This is a genomic window from Gottfriedia acidiceleris, from assembly GCF_004138285.1.
Lineage (GTDB): Bacteria > Bacillota > Bacilli > Bacillales > Bacillaceae_G > Gottfriedia > Gottfriedia acidiceleris_A.
Window position 1 is genome coordinate 375,119 of sequence record NZ_SCFN01000001.1, and the last position, 17,438, is coordinate 392,556.

Here is a 17,438-nt window from a genome sequence, read left to right on the forward strand (position 1 = left end):
ATTAATTCGTCTTATTTATTTCATATAAAGTAGGATAAGTAGATAAATGAAACATTACTTAGAATTTACTGTAAATATAAAGCCAGTTCAAGCAACTCAACTTATTTTAGAGGATGCAGAATTAAAATCTAATTTGATTTTTCAGGATTATAAAGTTGCTGATGAAAAAGAAATTACTATTCTAGTGTTTGAAAAATTCTTTTTTAGAAACAATAGCACAGCAACATTGACAGTTACAATAGATAGCTTTAGTGGTGTGACTTATGTTAAGTGCATTTCCTCAGGTAATGGAGAAGGACTATTTGATTTTGGTTGGGGAGCAGGGAAAAGTTTTATTAGACCAATAAGAGAAAAGTTGGCAGCTAATATATTGGAAATAATTGAAGATAATTAATTTTAAGCACCCTTTCATTTATAAAATCTTTATAATAAAGATTGGAAAGGGTGTTATATTTATGAAAAAGGTAATTCTAGCAGTTGTTGTTTCTATTACACTACTTTTGTAAATTTTAATACCAACTGAAGTGAAAAGCACATTAATTCATACAAGATTAGGGGAAAGATTATGCTAGAAAAACCGATTTATTTAATTAAGCCTAGTATATTTACCTCAGATAAGTATTATAAGGTATATGTAAAAGGATCTAGTTTTATTTTTGTAAAATTAGGTGGACAATTTTATGTAGAAAATGCAGTTGAAGAACAGTACTTTATATTAGGGCTGGTATTTTCCTTTTTTAGGAAGAAAGTTTTTGCAAAAAAACGTTCAGTATTTGAAGCCAATATGGATAAAGAAATAGAAGTTAATCCAGATTCCTTATTAGCTAAAAAATCTAATTTTAAAATTGATCTAAATAGTTTAAAGTCTATTCAGGTCAACAAACATCCAACATTTCATTCAGGCTGGGATGATAATGGAAGTGTTAAAATGACATTAAACAACGGAAAAAATCTTAAATTTAATATTCCTAAGTCTGTTTCAACTAAGTCAATTAACGAGATGTTTGAATCTAAAAATTTACCAATACAAAATGTTTTTTAAAACTGATGTTGAACAAGTATCAAGGTATAAATATTTAAACAACTAAGAGGTGGAGAAACGTGGAGATTTCGATCCGAATTGCCAATCAAGAAGACTACGAGTCATTAATACCATTATTTAGACAAGTTCACGATTTGCACGTTTTTGAACGACCAGATCTATACAAAGAAAACCCAACTCCAGTAGGTGAAGAGGAGTTCAATAACCAACTAAAAGATGATAAACAACATATTCTAGTGGCTACTCTAGGTACTGAAATAGTAGGCGCTGCAGTTTTGATGGAAGAAGAAATACCTGAGAACTCTTTTGTTAATGCAAGGAAGATCTTACTGGTAAATAGTTTATGTGTTGATGATGCAAGTAGAAAAAAGGGTATAGGAAGAAAACTCATGCAATCTGTTATTGATTTCGCGAAAGAATTAGACGTTGATAGTATTGAGTTGGGAGTTTCGGAGAGTAATCAAAATGCAATCTATTTTTATGAGTCTATTGGAATGACGACAAAAAATAGAAAAATGGAGTTTCGTTTAAGTTAAGCAACTTCTGCATTTTGTACATATAACGTAGCAAGGATTGGATTCTGAACAAACAGAACTCAATCCTTTTTTATTTATCAAAAATCTACTGAAGGAGTCTCATTAGAGATTTCCCCTGTTTTATTTTAGGCAATGATATAATTATGGAAGCAATCTTTGAAAGGGAAGAAAACTAAATGCCTACTAAAAAAGCAGATATTACTACATTGGCTAGAATACTTTACTACATTTAATTTGTGACTATCCAAATCTTGACGTTGCAAGAGATTCTTTCAATATATAATTCACCTCGCATATTATTTTGTGAAATCTGTATGATTTACTGAAATCTTTACTAATCCTATTTAAAGTATAGCATGAAATAATTACCAATTTTTCCGTATTCTGTTTAGACACTAAAAGTTCAATTAATTCATGAATTGCAACATTCTAATCGTTGAATCAGTATCATTAAAACTTCAATAGTAGAAAAAATTTTTGAAAACGATGAATGACATCAAATAAAAATGGTGATAGGAACTTGCGCCAATTAAACTTAGGAGCCTAAAAGAGCGGTAAATCGTAAACTAAGATATAAAATAAAAAACCTTTATCATTGATTACTTGGTAATCGTGGATACAGGCTATTTTTTGTTTATTAAATCATTGTGGTTGAATATGTGGTTGTTCTTTTAAATGATCCGTCAGTTCATCTATTACGAATGCGAATTCATCGTAAGATACACATTCCAATGGGAATTCTAGTGTAACTTTGTTTTGTTTGTTGTAAATGGCTACAACTTTAGAACGGCGGTCAAGAAGTCTTGTTTTCATGTTAGACTTTTGAATTGTTATTTTTTTTATGTCTTCTAGTAAAATTTGAGAGTGAGCATCCTTTTCGGTATATCGGACAACATTGCCGACGATTTCGATTTTATTTTTTAATAGTTTGGTTTTATAGATTTGATATGAAACAATTAAAACTGCAAATAAAGTTGTTAAAGTGATGTATACTGGGTCCATTGTGGTAAATGCTCGGTATCCTCGTAAAGCTAGTAAGAGGTACCAAGTATAGAACCATTTACTTAATTTAGGCTTACTTTCGTAGTATTACGCACGATACCGAGCAGTTCAAAGGTAGTAGGTTTAATTTAATTTACCAGACTAAATGAACAACTAAAACCAAAAATGCAAAAAAAATTTTAACTTTAAAATAATTAAAAAATAGAAAAATTTTCTAATTTCCCCCAAATCAAACCTTAATATTAATCTAATAATTTATTAATAAAAAAATTTTTATATAAATTACAATAAAATATGTCAAATTCTAACATAAAAATATTAAGCTTTTTGGTCCTTTTTGTAGAAAAACAAGTCGAATTCTCTCGCGAAATTACCCCAATATGTCTCCAGTATTAATATGCTAGATTAAAAAGTAGATACAGTTTGAGGTATAGTTTTACGGTATTCATTATCTTGTTGGGTTAACCCAACAAATGCACTGCTGAAAATCTGTGACTATTTTCTTGATGTAGTAAAAATAAGCTTCTTTAAGTAGTATGTTTTATTCAAATCTATCTAAAAGCACTTATTCTAAAATGGATAGCGTGTATTAAATGTGAAGTTTAGAAATAAAACTACGCCTCACATTTTTACAAATATAATAAACTATTAATAGGAGAGGTTAAATGAAGAAGAATAGTAACAAAAAAATATTAAAAGTACTGTCAGCCGGGGTATTAACCACAAGTATCTTTTCACCTTATTTAATAGCTACTAACAAGTCCTTTGCTGCAACAAATTCCTTTGAATTGAATTCAAACAAAATTGATGATTTAGACAGTTATTTAAAAAATATTTCAGACACTGACAGAGATACAATCCACAGTATGCAGGAGATGAACTTCGAAGGGCTCAAGATCTCACCCGATGTAAACCTAAACGTGGACACTCCTTTAAATGTCATTGTCCAGTTTAAGCAGGATCCAACAGAGGCTGATTTAAATGCAAAGAGATCAAAAGGAATTAACGCCTCACTTGATGAGTCATTGAAAATAGTAAATGAATCCCATAAAAATTTTAAAGACGAGCTTAATAAAGATTCGAAAATAATCAATTCCTTTAAAATCAAAAGAGAATTTAAGCATGCGTTTAATGGGGTATCAATGACCTTACCTGCAAGTCAGGTAAAAGATTTATTAAATTTAGATACGGTACAAGCAGTTTGGGAAAATAAAGAAGTTTCTATCGATCCAGAGCAAGCTGTGGAAAAGGAAGTCGAATCTACTAATAGCTCAACCTTGACACAAGACAATATAGAGCAAATTGGTGCAAATAAATTACATAAAGAAGGAATAACTGGAAAAGGAATAAAGGTTGGTGTCATTGATACAGGGATCGATTATACTCACCCCGACCTAAAAGGTGTTTTTAAAGGAGGATATGACTTCGTAAATAACGATTCAGATCCTATGGAAACAACCTATCAGGATTTCTTGAATTCAGGATTGCCTCAGTTTAGTAAATTAACAGGCGGATCATACTGGACGGAACATGGAACTCACGTTTCTGGAATAATTGCTGGTACTGGAAAGAATAATTCTGAATTCGCAATAACAGGTGTTGCTCCAGAAGTAGAACTTTTTGGATATAAAGTACTTGGTCCGTATGGTGCTGGGTTCACTGACAGCATTTTGGCAGGAATCGAGCAGGCTGTAAAAGATAAGATGGACGTAATTAATTTATCACTTGGAAATGATATTACAGATCCACTAAATCCAATGTCAGTTGCAATAAACAATGCAACCCTAGCAGGAACAGTATGTGTTCTCGCGGCTGGAAATTTTGGAGCTCCATACTCGGTTGGAAATCCAGCGGCATCACCATTAGGTATTTCAGTTGGAGCTACTAGTTCTCCAGTTACAGCCGAAACGAGTAATGGTGTGATTCAATCATCAAATGAAACGCTTAATCTTAACAATATGAGGGTTATGGCACTAGACTTTCAAACTGATATTAAATCATTAAAAGGAACGTCTCTTCCAATCGTATATGTTGGAAAGGGAGATATTAAAGATTATTTTGGTAAAAATGTCAGAGATAAAGTTGTACTGATTGAACGTGGTACAACAACATTAAATGCTAAAATTTCATTAGCAAAGGCAAATGGTGCAAAAGCAGTTATGATGTACAATAATGTTCCAAATGAAGACTATATGCCATTCTATTTTGGCTACTCTTTTGAGTTCATCCCTACCTTCAGTATCTTAAATGAACAAGGTACCAAAATTGTAGACATGTTAAAAAATGGTGAAGTTAATTTAACGGTTAATGATTTTGGGAAAATGACGTTAGAAGGAGACAAACTGGCAGATTTTAGCTCAAGAGGACCATCAAGAAGAACCTATGATATTAAGCCAGAAGTTACTGCTCCAGGTGTAGGAGTGTTCTCATCAATACCAGCATATGCAAACGGACCAGGTCATAAAGAAGACTATCAACATGCTTATGCAAGATTTTCCGGAACTTCGATGGCATCTCCTCATGTTGCAGGATCTGTAGCTTTGATTTTACAAAGTCATCCGGAATATACTCCTGAAGACGTCAAATTAGCGCTTATGAATACTGCTCATGAATTAAGTGATTCCTATAGTGTATTTGAAGTTGGATCAGGAAGAATTGATACGTATGAAGCTGTACATTCTTCTATTAAAATAGGTGTAGAGGGAAAAGTTCTTACTTTAGAAAATGATAAAAAGGTTCTTATTCCTGAGATAGCTGGTGATTTAGCTTTTGGACGAGTTGCACAATCAAATAAGGATTATACAAGCAAAAGAAAAATTGAGATATCAAACGATTCAAATACTCGAAAAGGATTTGACATTAAGGTTATTTACAATAAGGAAGGTTCAATGACTCAAGATTCTGTAAAAAATGGTGTAAAATTGGACATCCCTTCTTATGTAACTGTAAATTCAAATTCTTCATTTCCTATTAAGGCAGACCTTACAGTTCCAAAGGATGCTAAACTAGGTTTATACGGTGGCTATATTTACTTTACGAATACGAATGATCCTAAAGAAGTTTACAAGGTTCCTTTTGGATTTAAGCTGTTAAAAAAGGGCATACAAGAACTTGAACTTCCATTTAAATCTTTTGCAACAAGAAGAGATTTAAATACTAACTATATAGGAAATACGCCAGTATGGTTTACTTTTAGTAGTCGAATGGAAGATGTTGATGTCGTATTAAAAAATGCTGATACTGGAGAAGCACTTGGCATTATAGATTCCTTCCATGGAGGATATTTTAATGAAGATTTTAATTGGGGAATAGAAGGTGGATTTAATGGACTGTATCTTCCATTTACAGGAAATGCCGATCAACCAGTAAATTATACAAAGTCACTTGCATCACCAGGCAGATATGAAGTTGAATTAGTTGCACAAGACGAATTTGGTGAGGTATTTAAAAAGTCTCAGCAAGTATTCATAGATAATACACTTCCAGAAGTTAAAATGAATATGCCTGGTGGCGTTTATGAAGTCGATGAAAATGGATTAAAGGTAAGTGGTAATATTACTGATTCAAACGTTGATGTAATGAATAAATATGGTTTTAAATTTGACCAATCTTCAAACAAAGTAAACGCATTAGGTAATTTCCCAAGTGAAACCATTCCACTCAAAATAGACAATAATGGTAATTTTGAATACCAAAGAAAAATTCAACAAGGTAATACTTCAACGTTTACACTTCAAACCTTTGATAATGCAATAAATGGTATGCAAGATCATCCTGACTTTACCTATACATTAGTGAAAAAGGGAACTCCTTACGTAAAATTAACGATGGATAAAAATAATGCAAAATATGGTGATACATTTAAAGTAACTTTAAGCGAGCACAATATTAAAGATTTTATGGGAGGAGAATATTCTCTTTCTTATTTAAATCAAGTATTTGAACTTAAAAATGTTGAATTAACCAGTGAATTGATTAACGCTGCGCAGGCTAAAGGACTTACTGCTAATTTAACAAAGGTAGAAACAACATCTAGCGAAATGAATAGTATTAAATTAATTCCACAATTAACTGGAACCAACCCAACTGCTGGAATTAATGAAAATATACCAGTAGTAACTCTAACTTTTAAAGTGAAAGATAATCCAGAAATGTACACAAAATGGATTCAACAATTTACGATCTCAACAGCAAAAGCATATATGTTAGGTCAATCTCCAACGTTTATTAACAAATTTGGTCGAGGTATTAATATACTTCCAACTACTTCAATACTAGAAGCTGGATTCTTGTGTGACGCCTTTATTGCTCCAGGCACATTATGGCATGATTATACTAAGGACTACTCAAAAGTAGGGGCAGAGGCGTATTTGATCGGCGAAGATGGAAAACGATATGATGCGACGATTAACAGGTCTGCAAGACTCTCAATTAAGAATCTACCTTTAATTAATCAATCATATGAGCTTGTTGTAAAAGTACCGGGACATTTTGAAAGACATACAAAGATTGATGAATTGGTAGATAGCTATGAAGGTCAGGCAGTAGGAAAACTAAAATATATCTTTTATGGAACTACAAGAGCTGGAGACGCTAATAATGACAATGTGATCGATGTACTTGATGCAATCTATTTACAAAAAAACTGGGGAACTAATAAGCGTGAAGCTGATATCAATTTTGATGGAGTTGTAGATGCAAAAGATATGGAGTTCATAAAAAAATATTATCTAATGGTAAACCCTAACAATAATGACTATAAAAAACCCATAGAAAAATATAAAGGACTCGTATTAGAAGATATTCTTAAACAATTAGGAATCAATTAATTTAAGCTTTAACTTTCCGCCAGCTTATGCTGGTGGTTTTTTTATATAAATTTATTATTCCCGTAGATCAGTACCGGTTCTTGTCGTAAATCCACTATTGCTTTTTTCAAGACTAGTTTACAAAAACATAGCAAAAAAATCTGTATTAAGAATTAAACTATTCATCCGTATGGTATATTCTTCTTCAATCGTCATATTATATTTAGTATTACATATTGATCACATGTTACTGATATGATCAGGCAGCGTGGTATGGTGAAAGAATTTATTCTTTCACTCAATACCACGCTGCCTTTTTTTATTTTAAATATAAAATTCAGTAGTAATGTAGATCAAAATTATTGTATAGGCGAGGAGGGGAAGTAGGTGGAAGTAGATTATAAAAATAAAAAACAAAGAAATCGAGGTGGAAAGTTGTCAAAAAAGAAGTTATTTACAAAAGTACTTTCAATTTGTTTGATAACAGGTTTGTATTTTCCTATGAATATTCATGAAACGAAAGCACAAATTCAATTTATTAATGAGGATTTTGGTTTTACAATTTCACCAACTCCAAAATCAATTGAAAAAACAGGTGATGGATTCCCTCTTACTACAAAGGTTGGGATTATTACTGAAAATGATACTGATAAAATGGCAATTAATGAGGTGAAAGAGACTCTAACAAAAGCTGGGGTTACAAAAATAATTGAGAGTGATATAAATGATCCAATACCTGATGCAACTGTGATAATATGGCTAGGAGAATTTAAGGATGAGTTAGACTTAAATAGATTGAAAGAAAACACTGGAATTGAAAAGGTTGAGATTGACCACAAAGAGGGCTATATAGTGTCTTCAGGAATAAGTAATGGAAATATTAATGAAATTGTCATTCTCGGAAATGATGCAGCAGGAACATTCTATGGTGCTGAAACGTTCAAACAAATGATTAGTAAACGGATTGGAAGCGGCTGGGTACCTGAAGTAGAAATTAGGGATTGGCCAACGATGCAAAGAAGAGGAACGATTGAAGGGTTTTATGGTGAACCATGGTCTCATGAAGATCGACTAAGTCAATTGGAATTTTATGGAGAACATAAAATGAATAGTTATATTTATGCCCCAAAAGATGATCCATATCATCGGGAAAAGTGGAGAGATCCATATCCACAGGAAAAAATAAATGAAATTAAAAAGCTTGTTGAAACTGCACAAAACAACCATGTTGACTTTACGTTTGCTATTTCGCCGGGTAATACGGTTGTATTTTCCAGTAATGATGATTTACAAGCTTTAATAAACAAGGCCCAAGCGATGTGGGATATCGGAGTGAGATCATTTGCGGTTTACCTTGATGATATTAACCCTACCCTCAGTTCTCCTCAGGATCGAGCGATGTTTGGAAAAGATATAAATCCATCTGCAGCCGCACAAGCTTATCTATTAAATCGATTTAATGATCAATTTATTAAAACTCATGAAGGTGCAGAACGATTAATTACAGTGCCTACAGAATATTATCAAGCTAATACTTCACCATACCGAAAAAGATTTGCTGATTTGGTCCAATCAGATATAATTGTTCAATGGACGGGAATTGGTGTCGTTGCACCTTCAATTACTATTGCAGATGCTGATAAAATAAACGGTATTTTCAAACACGACTTACTAATTTGGGATAACTATCCAGTAAATGATTTTGATCGGAATCGTTTGTTCCTTGGACCATTAGTTGGAAGGGATGCAAATCTTTCTATTGAACATGGTATTTTAGGATTAACAGCAAATCCGATGAACGAAGCTGAGGCATCAAAAATTTCATTGTTTACAGTGGCAGATTATACATGGAATCCAGAGGCCTATGATCCTAATACCTCATTAGAACTCAGTTTAAAGGAGTTTGCTGGAGATGATTCTGAAGATTTAAAGCTATTTGTACAATCCTCTTATTCTTCAAGTTTAAATAACAACCAAGAACCTTATTCAGAAAAATTAAAAATGCTAATGGATCAGTTCTGGCTTTCAATTGTAACCAATTCTGACCAAGAAGAAGCGAATGTACTTTTGCAAGAATTTACTAAACTAAAAAATACCCCATACAAGCTTCGCGAAAATTTAAGTAATCAAAAGTTCTTGTTTGAGGTCAGTCCTTATCTAGATAAAATGGAGCTATACGGTGTCGCAGGTGAAGCAGCGGTAAGAATGCTTTTAGCAGAACAAGAAAATAATGTTCAAGTTGCAGCAGAGAAAAGAGCCCTTCTTCAAAACACAATGACAGAAATCGGTAAAATACCACAAAAACTAAGCTTAGGTGTTATTCCAAACTTCCTTGACCAAGCAATAAATGGTGTAAATATAGCTGAAGGAAAAACAGCGAAAGCCTCTTCATCTGAGGTCAGCTGGCTGACACCTGATTTAGCAGTAGATGGTAATAGTAATACAAGATGGGCCTCTTTATATACAAATAATGAATGGATTAGTGTAGACCTAGGAAAGATTTATTCTATTAATAAAGTAATCTTAAACTGGGAAGCTGCCTATGGAAAACAATATAAAATCCAAGTGTCAAAGGATGGCGTTCTATGGACAGATCTGTATACAGAATTAAATAGTAATGGTGGAGTCGACGAAATTAAGTTTAATTCAACAGATGCAAGATATGTAAAAATGCAGGGCATAAAACGTGCGACAAGCTGGGGCTATTCTTTATATGAATTTAAAGTCTTTGAAACTCGAAACTATTAAAAAAAGCGTTTACATTTTTGTGTATTTATGATAATATTTTCTTAATATTTAGAATATTAATCACATGTTACTGATACGATCAGGCATGGTGGTAAATGAGAGGATAACTTTATCCTTTCGTATACCTCCATGCCTTTTTTATTTTGTATTACCGTTACTGTATTTAGGAGGTGATCGTCAAAGTTACAAGATCTTGAACTTATTATTACGTTTTATTTTTTAGGAATTATTCATCTTTTATTTATCTTATTTAATTAAATTTCAAAGGGGGTAATAGTAATGAAGAAATATTTACAGAGAATTGGTCGTTCATTGATGTTACCAGTAGCTGTTCTACCTGCTGCTGCAATTTTGATGGGGATTGGTTATTGGATCGATCCTACTGGCTGGGGTGCTGATAGTGCTTTAGCTGCTTTTTTAATTAAAGCTGGAGCTTCAATTATTGATAATATCCCAATTCTTTTTGCGGTTGGAGTCGCTTTAGGAATGGCTAAAGAAAAAGATGGTTCAGCGGCATTAAGTGGTTTGGTCGCTTTTCTAGTGGTGAAGACATTGCTTTCACCAGGTACAGTCTCGTTGCTGCAAGGGATTGATGTAGTAAAGGTTGACCCGGCTTTTGGGAAAATAGAAAATGCATTTGTTGGAATTCTGTCCGGGATTGTAGCTTCAACAATGTATAATCGTTTTAGTCAAGTAAAGTTACCGGATGCCTTAGCCTTCTTTAGTGGGAAACGTTTAGTTCCAATTATGACAGCAATTTCAATGTTAGTGGTTTCTGCAATTTTATTTTTCGTATGGCCAATTATTTATACTGGTTTAGTTTCATTTGGTAAAGGTATTAGTGATTTAGGTCCGGCTGGTGCAGGACTTTATGGATTCTTCAATCGCTTATTAATTCCAACAGGACTACATCATGCATTAAACTCTGTATTCTGGTTCGATGTTGCAGGAATAAATGATATTGGTAATTTCTGGTCTGGAAAAGGTACAAAGGGAATCACGGGTATGTACCAAGCTGGCTTCTTCCCAGTTATGATGTTTGGATTGCCTGCAGCTGGACTTGCGATGTATCATACAGCAAAAACAAAAAAGAAAAAGCAAGTTGCATCATTGATGCTAGCAGCAGGTTTTGCTTCTTTCTTTACGGGGGTGACAGAGCCAGTTGAATTTGCTTTCATGTTCGTTGCACCAGTGCTTTATTTAGTCCATGCGATCTTAACAGGAATTTCATTAGCCATTGCTGCAATGTTCCACTGGACAGCAGGATTTGGCTTTAGCGCCGGTTTAGTTGACTTTATTTTAAGCTCAAGATTGCCGTTAGCGAACCATCCTTATATGTTATTAGTTCAAGGTGTAGTATTTGGAGTTATTTATTATTTCATTTTCCGATTTATGATTACAAAGTTTAACTTAATGACACCTGGTCGTGAAGAAGATGAAGAAGAGTCTTCAGTTACAATCGTTTCAGAAGGTGGAAGCAAATTTTCCGTAATGGCAGCACAAATTTATGAAGGATTAGGTGGAGATTCAAATGTTACTTCTGTTGACAATTGTGTAACACGTTTAAGAATGGAAGTAAAAGACATGGACGCAGTAGACCAAAAGAAAATTAAAGCAACCGGAGTGCCAGGAATTAAGATCGTTGGTCCACAAAGTATACAAGTCATAGTAGGAACAAATGTACAATTTGTAGCAGACGAAATCTTAAAACTTCGTAAAAAATAAACAAATAAACGCTTGACGTTGTACTGCTTCCACTAATTAAAAAAACCTATGGAAGTACAGTTCACGTCATAGCGTTATATGATAACTTACTATTTTCGTAATCTTTCAATATGTAATGTTAAATACCCGAGTTCATGTTCTGGAAGTTGAATAGAATAAGTTTTGAAAAGGTCCAAGGCCACTATTTTTGCACAATTGTAAGCAGTAGGAAATTTAGCTATGAACATCTTTAGCATCTCATCATCAATCGACTGATTTTGATGGTTGCTAATCCTAGAAACAGCATAGCGAAGATGGGTCATTAATCTTTGGTAAGATAGCTCATCTTCGTCTATTTCAATGTTTAAGAACTCCTTTATTTTTTGTATTACATGACTAATCATGGCTGTTTGTCTAAGTGTTTGCTTCAAGTCACCACTATTTAATTTAGCTGTATGAATATGAAGAGCGATATAGGCTGCTTCATCAACCTGCATTTTCAATTTAGTTCGTTTTTCAATATACCTAATTGCCCACATTCCAATTTCAAATTCTTTTTTATAGAGAATCTTTATTTCATGCAAAAGCTTGTTTTGAAGATAAATCCCTTCTTTTATACGTTCAATGGCAAAAGATAAATGGTCTGTTAGTCCAATATGAATATGCTCATTTAATTTTACGCCAAGGTATTCTTCAGCATAAGTAATAATTTCCTCTGAGATGTCAAAATGTTCCTCGGGTATTTGGTGCAGTAAATGTTGGAGCTTTTCATTTTCTTTCATTATAAAAAGCTTTTCAATGTTGTGTGGACTAATAATGTCATTTCTCTTTTTATTGAAGGCGATTCCATTACCGACCGCTATTTTTTCTTTATTTTGATCTGTCACAACTACAGCGTTATTGTTTAGGATTTTTTTGATTTTCAACACAATACACTCCTTGTTTCTGTCTCTATCATAAAAGAAAAATGACTGAGACTTTCCAATTCATTCAAACAATCTCTACACGGAAAACAGTGTTCTTAATATAGAAAAACTTTCTACACCAACTATCATTTTCCTTCTTGGTTAGATGTGCTGAAAAGATGCTAATTTCGAACGAAATTCTTATATTCCCGAAAATCGGATGATAAGAAAAATACAAATAATGACACTATTTGAGGATATAATACTTTATTTTTTGTATAATTTTACGTTTAGAATCAATAAAGGTATTTGTTTGTAATTTTATGTCAAAAAAAGGCGCTAAGCTTTATCTGGAATTCCCCCAATTTACTTAAAAACTTTAGCTACTTATAATTTGGATTAATAGTTATTACTGAATATTCAGAATTTTTTATGGGAGTAAATAAGGGATTATTAACCTTTTAAAAAATGAATTGAATTTTTTAAACTCATTTGGGGTTAGTAAAAAAAGATTAATCGTAAGAGTGTATGTTATGTGAAGTTCAGTAATTGAGATTGCATTTTTACAAAATAGATAAAACTACTAAACACTAATGTAAAGGGGAAAATTGATGAGAAAAATGTGAAAAGATGCTTTAAATAATGGATTCTTAAAAACTTAAATAAAGGAGAAAATAAGGTGAAAAAATTAGTTCGAAATAAAACGCTCTCTTTAACGTTAGTAATGATTTTACTAATTAATTTATTTGGTTTTGGCTTAATTTTACCTAATAAAGTGAAAGCTGCTGCTCCTATTATCCCTTCATTATTGCCTAAACCTGTAAGTTATGAACAAGGCACTGGTCAATTTACTTTAACCTCAAACACTTCTATATACGTAGCTGGTAATTCACAAGATGAGACAGACGAAATATACAATATTGCTAAATTACTAGTAGAAAAGTTGAATTCTTCTACAGGATTTAATATTAACATTATAAAATCAAATAACCCTCAAGTAGGTAGTATGTATTTTACAACAATAAATGGAAATTCAGAGCAAGGAAATGAGGGATATAGTTTAGTTACAGAAACGGATAAAGTTACACTTTCAGCATATAAACCTGAAGGTATTTTTAGAGGTGAACAAACCTTAATACAGCTCTTACCAGCAGACATTTTAAAGAGTACAGCTGTTATTGGCATACCTTGGGTTATACCTAACTCAAGGATTAATGACAAGCCTTCTTATAGTTATCGAGGTCTCATGCTTGATGTAGCTAGACATTTTTTTACAGTAAATCAAGTTAAGCGTCAGATTGATCTAGCGTCACAGTACAAAATTAATAAACTCCATTTGCACCTGACAGATGATCAAGGATGGCGAATTGAAATTAAATCTAGACCGGATCTTATCACATATGGAAGTATTTCTGCAGTAAATCATGATCAAGGTGGATATTATACGCAAGAACAATTGAAAGATATCATAAGCTATGCTAATGCTAGATATATCGAAGTGATTCCTGAAATTGATATGCCTGGTCATACGAATGCAGCATTATCATCGATCCCAGAATTAAATCCTTCCGGAGTCAGAGCGCAGCCTAGATACGATACAGCTGTAGGTTATAGTTCACTAATGGCTCGATCTGAAGCAACGTATGCTTTTGTTGATGATGTCATAAGTGAACTGGCTGCTATTTCACCATCACCGTATATACATATTGGTGGAGATGAATCGAATTCAACAACAGCTGCAGATTACGATTATTTTATTGGAAGAGTCGCAAGTATAGCAAATAAATACGGAAAGAAAGTTGTAGGATGGGACCCATATGATACTTCTACAGGTATTACATCGAATGATTCTATTCTTCAAAACTGGCATTGTACTCCTACAACAGGCACTTCTGCCATTTCAAAAGGAATGAAGATGATATTATCTCCAGCAAATGCTTATATCGATCAGAAATACTATTCTAATTCTCCTTTAGGTTTAAGTTGGAGAGGATTTATAAATACAAATAAAGCATATACGTGGGACCCAACAGATTTTGCTCCTGCTGCATCAATTTATGGAATCGAAAGCACATTATGGACAGAAACCGTTGTTACAGGGGACAATATGGATTACTTGATTTATCCTAGATTAATAGCGAATGCTGAGGTTGGATGGACACCTAAAAATCTTAGAAACTGGAACGATTTCAAGACTAGACTTTATAACCATGCCCCAAGTTTGGAGAATAAGGGAATCAAGTATTTTGCAGATCCGATTGCCTTTACTCCGCCAGCACCACCAATTAATTCAAAATGGAAAATGGATGAGGGTACAGGAATTACTGCGGCTGATAGTTCAGGTAGATTTAATGCAACATTATTAAGTACGACAACATCTCTTCCAACATGGACAATTGGTAAATTTGGAAGTGCTGTTAGTCTTAATGGGACTTCTCAATATTTAAGTTTAGGAGGTACAGAGATTACCGGAGACTGGACATTAGGAATGTGGGTTAATGGCAGGTCCAATACTACCAAAAGTGCAGAGGCACTTGTTAGTGGACCAACCTCTAGTATTAAAGCTAACCAATGGAATAAAACAGGTAAAGTTGGATTTTCTGTATTTGGGGTGAAAGACAGTTCATTCAATTATAAGCTTCCGACTACAAACACATGGGTTCACCTAACCTTTGTTGGCACTAGTGCAGGGACATCACTTTATGTAAATGGTGTACTTCAACAAACCCTCCCAGATAAATTGAATTGTCCAATGTCGTATGTGGGAGCTGAAATACAACCTGGAACTGGTTCAAAAACTTCCTTCTTTGAAGGCAGCATAGACCAATTAACAATTGTCGATCGGGCTTTAAGTGCTAGTGAGATTGTAGCATTGACAAAATCACCAATAGCAACTTTAAGTTCGATTACATTAAATGGTAAACCTTTAAATGGATTTGCAACACAAACAACCGATTACAATGTAATGTTACCTGCAGGAACAACAGAAGTTCCAACAGTCGCTGCTACGGCATCAGATAGTAATGCAAAAGTAGAAGTGACAAATCCAATCGCATTGCCTGGTAATACAAGTATTAATGTAACTTCAGAGGACGGAACGACAACAAAGTTATACAATATTCATTTCTCGATCGATCAATTGAATGCTGTAACGATTACTGCTGACCAAACAGTGCTAAGCAAGTCAAATAAAGGGACGATTAGTATATCAGGGAAACTTGACAGTGGTTTGGATGCAGATTTAACAAAAGCTACCATACTATATAAAAGTAGTAATTCAGAAGTAGTAACTGTAGATGATAGCGGAAACATAATACCTAATAAAGAAGGAAACGCAGTTATTACAGCAAGCGTTAATCTATTTGGAACAATGATTGAATCGAATAATATCCCAATTGTAGTAGATAATACAGCACCTGTTACTACCGCAATCGTAAATGGAAGCGGGGCGAATGGTTGGTATCATTCGAATGTATCTGTTACGTTAAATTCAAATGATAATTTGAGTGGCAGTGAAAGGACCGAATATAGAATAAACGGTAGCGGAGATTGGATTCCATATATGAAGCCAGTTAACTTTGATCAAGAGGGAGTGTATACACTGGAATTTCGCTCAATTGACAAAGTTGGTAATAAGGAAGAGACAAATAAGCAAACTATAAAAATTGATAAAACGATGGCGCATTTTAACCTTACTGTAAATGGTCAACCCATAAATGATGGAGCTTCATTCGATGACTATTTACCACTTTCCTTTAATGCTTCAGATGATTTATCTGGAATTGCTTCAGCTAAAATTCAAATAGCCGGAGAGGTCTATAGTATTGACACTAAATCACAACAAAATATAGACATTGACATGGCAGGTAAACCAGGAAGTTTTACAGCACTAGTTATACTAGGGGATGTTGCAGGTAACCACCTAGAAACTTCAATTAATGTTAATGTCACTACTAATACTAATTCAATGAAGAAGTTAGTAAGTAGATATATAAATTCTGATGAACTCAACGGACCAATTATCGCACAACTGACGAATAAACTTGATCAAGTAGAGCATCAACTAGACAAAGGGATGCCTGATCAGGCAGCTAAGCATTTACAAGACTTTTTAGGCGCACTCAATAATAAAGCATTAGAAAGTTATAGCAGTGAAAATGCTAAAGCAGTTTTGAATACAGATGCACTAAATATAATAAATAACATTACGGTTACACCCGAAACTGATATAGAAAAATACAGTTATTAAACTAGTAAAATTATTAGTAATTGACACCAGCTTTTGCTGGTGTTTTTTTGTATGTCTATCTATATAAGATTTAAACCATACAGGATATTTTCATAATTAGATAAATAAATAGATGCCAATTTCTAAAAATATAAAGTAAAACAAGAATGAAAAAATAAATTGTAGAATAATAATGGGAAAATTTTCTGTTTGATATGTATTATTAAAAAAATAATTTATTTTAACAAATCGATCCTTAAGACTAAAGTAAATTAGGATATTGATAGGGGGAGAATTTGATTTTACTAAAGTTTTCATATTTTTTTATATTTCAAATGGTGAAATCTAATGTTATTTCAATAAACTTCCTCTTTATTTCAAATAAAAATTACTTAACAGGATATGAAGTAATGTTAAATAGACAGATAATTCTAAATAGATTAATTTTAATTCTTGAATAGGGTA

Annotated in this window: 9 protein-coding genes; 7 read left to right on the plus strand and 2 right to left on the minus strand. The window is 33.1% G+C overall.

Annotated features, from left to right (window positions below):
* Positions 1 to 46: 46 nt before the first annotated feature.
* The 3 genes from EP747_RS01760 (at position 47) to EP747_RS01770 (ending at position 1,578) form a co-directional block, all read left to right on the plus strand.
* Positions 47 to 394, plus strand: a complete 348-nt coding sequence (locus tag EP747_RS01760; RefSeq protein WP_129688252.1) for a DUF6054 family protein — start codon at positions 47 to 49, stop codon at positions 392 to 394.
* Between the two features lie 171 nt (positions 395 to 565).
* Positions 566 to 1,042, plus strand: a complete 477-nt coding sequence (locus EP747_RS01765; RefSeq protein ID WP_129688253.1) for a hypothetical protein — start codon at positions 566 to 568, stop codon at positions 1,040 to 1,042.
* Between the two features lie 59 nt (positions 1,043 to 1,101).
* Positions 1,102 to 1,578, plus strand: a complete 477-nt coding sequence (locus EP747_RS01770; RefSeq protein WP_129688254.1) for a GNAT family N-acetyltransferase — start codon at positions 1,102 to 1,104, stop codon at positions 1,576 to 1,578.
* 642 nt (positions 1,579 to 2,220) lie between these two features.
* On the opposite strand, the gene EP747_RS01775 is transcribed toward EP747_RS01770, so the two are convergent.
* Positions 2,221 to 2,580 (minus strand): hypothetical protein, encoded by a 360-nt coding sequence (locus EP747_RS01775; RefSeq protein ID WP_129688255.1) that lies wholly within the window; start codon positions 2,578 to 2,580, stop codon positions 2,221 to 2,223.
* Between the two features lie 665 nt (positions 2,581 to 3,245).
* Here EP747_RS01775 and EP747_RS01780 point away from each other — a divergent pair.
* The 3 genes from EP747_RS01780 (at position 3,246) to nagE (ending at position 11,861) form a co-directional block, all read left to right on the plus strand.
* Positions 3,246 to 7,409 (plus strand): S8 family serine peptidase, encoded by a 4,164-nt coding sequence (locus EP747_RS01780; RefSeq protein WP_129688256.1) that lies wholly within the window; start codon positions 3,246 to 3,248, stop codon positions 7,407 to 7,409.
* A gap of 366 nt (positions 7,410 to 7,775) precedes the next feature.
* Entirely contained in the window at positions 7,776 to 10,136 is a 2,361-nt protein-coding gene (locus tag EP747_RS01785; RefSeq protein WP_129688257.1) for a beta-N-acetylglucosaminidase domain-containing protein, read from the plus strand.
* Between the two features lie 279 nt (positions 10,137 to 10,415).
* Positions 10,416 to 11,861, plus strand: a complete 1,446-nt coding sequence (nagE, locus tag EP747_RS01790) for an N-acetylglucosamine-specific PTS transporter subunit IIBC (protein ID WP_129688258.1) — start codon at positions 10,416 to 10,418, stop codon at positions 11,859 to 11,861.
* A gap of 89 nt (positions 11,862 to 11,950) precedes the next feature.
* Here nagE and EP747_RS01795 read toward each other — a convergent pair whose 3' ends face one another.
* Positions 11,951 to 12,766: a PRD domain-containing protein gene (locus EP747_RS01795; protein ID WP_165346786.1), complete on the minus strand. Its 816-nt coding sequence runs from the start codon at positions 12,764 to 12,766 to the stop codon at positions 11,951 to 11,953.
* Between the two features lie 658 nt (positions 12,767 to 13,424).
* On the opposite strand from EP747_RS01795, the gene EP747_RS01800 reads away from it, so the two are divergent.
* Positions 13,425 to 16,994, plus strand: a complete 3,570-nt coding sequence (locus EP747_RS01800; RefSeq protein WP_129688260.1) for a family 20 glycosylhydrolase — start codon at positions 13,425 to 13,427, stop codon at positions 16,992 to 16,994.
* Positions 16,995 to 17,438: the final 444 nt, after the last annotated feature.

Coding starts and splice junctions, on each gene's coding strand:
- EP747_RS01760 (WP_129688252.1), top strand. CDS start 47: ATGAAACATTACTTAGAATTTACTGTAAATATAAAGCCAGTTCAAGCA.
- EP747_RS01765 (WP_129688253.1), top strand. CDS start 566: ATGCTAGAAAAACCGATTTATTTAATTAAGCCTAGTATATTTACCTCA.
- EP747_RS01775 (WP_129688255.1), bottom strand. CDS start 2,580: ATGGACCCAGTATACATCACTTTAACAACTTTATTTGCAGTTTTAATT.
- EP747_RS01780 (WP_129688256.1), top strand. CDS start 3,246: ATGAAGAAGAATAGTAACAAAAAAATATTAAAAGTACTGTCAGCCGGG.
- nagE (WP_129688258.1), top strand. CDS start 10,416: ATGAAGAAATATTTACAGAGAATTGGTCGTTCATTGATGTTACCAGTA.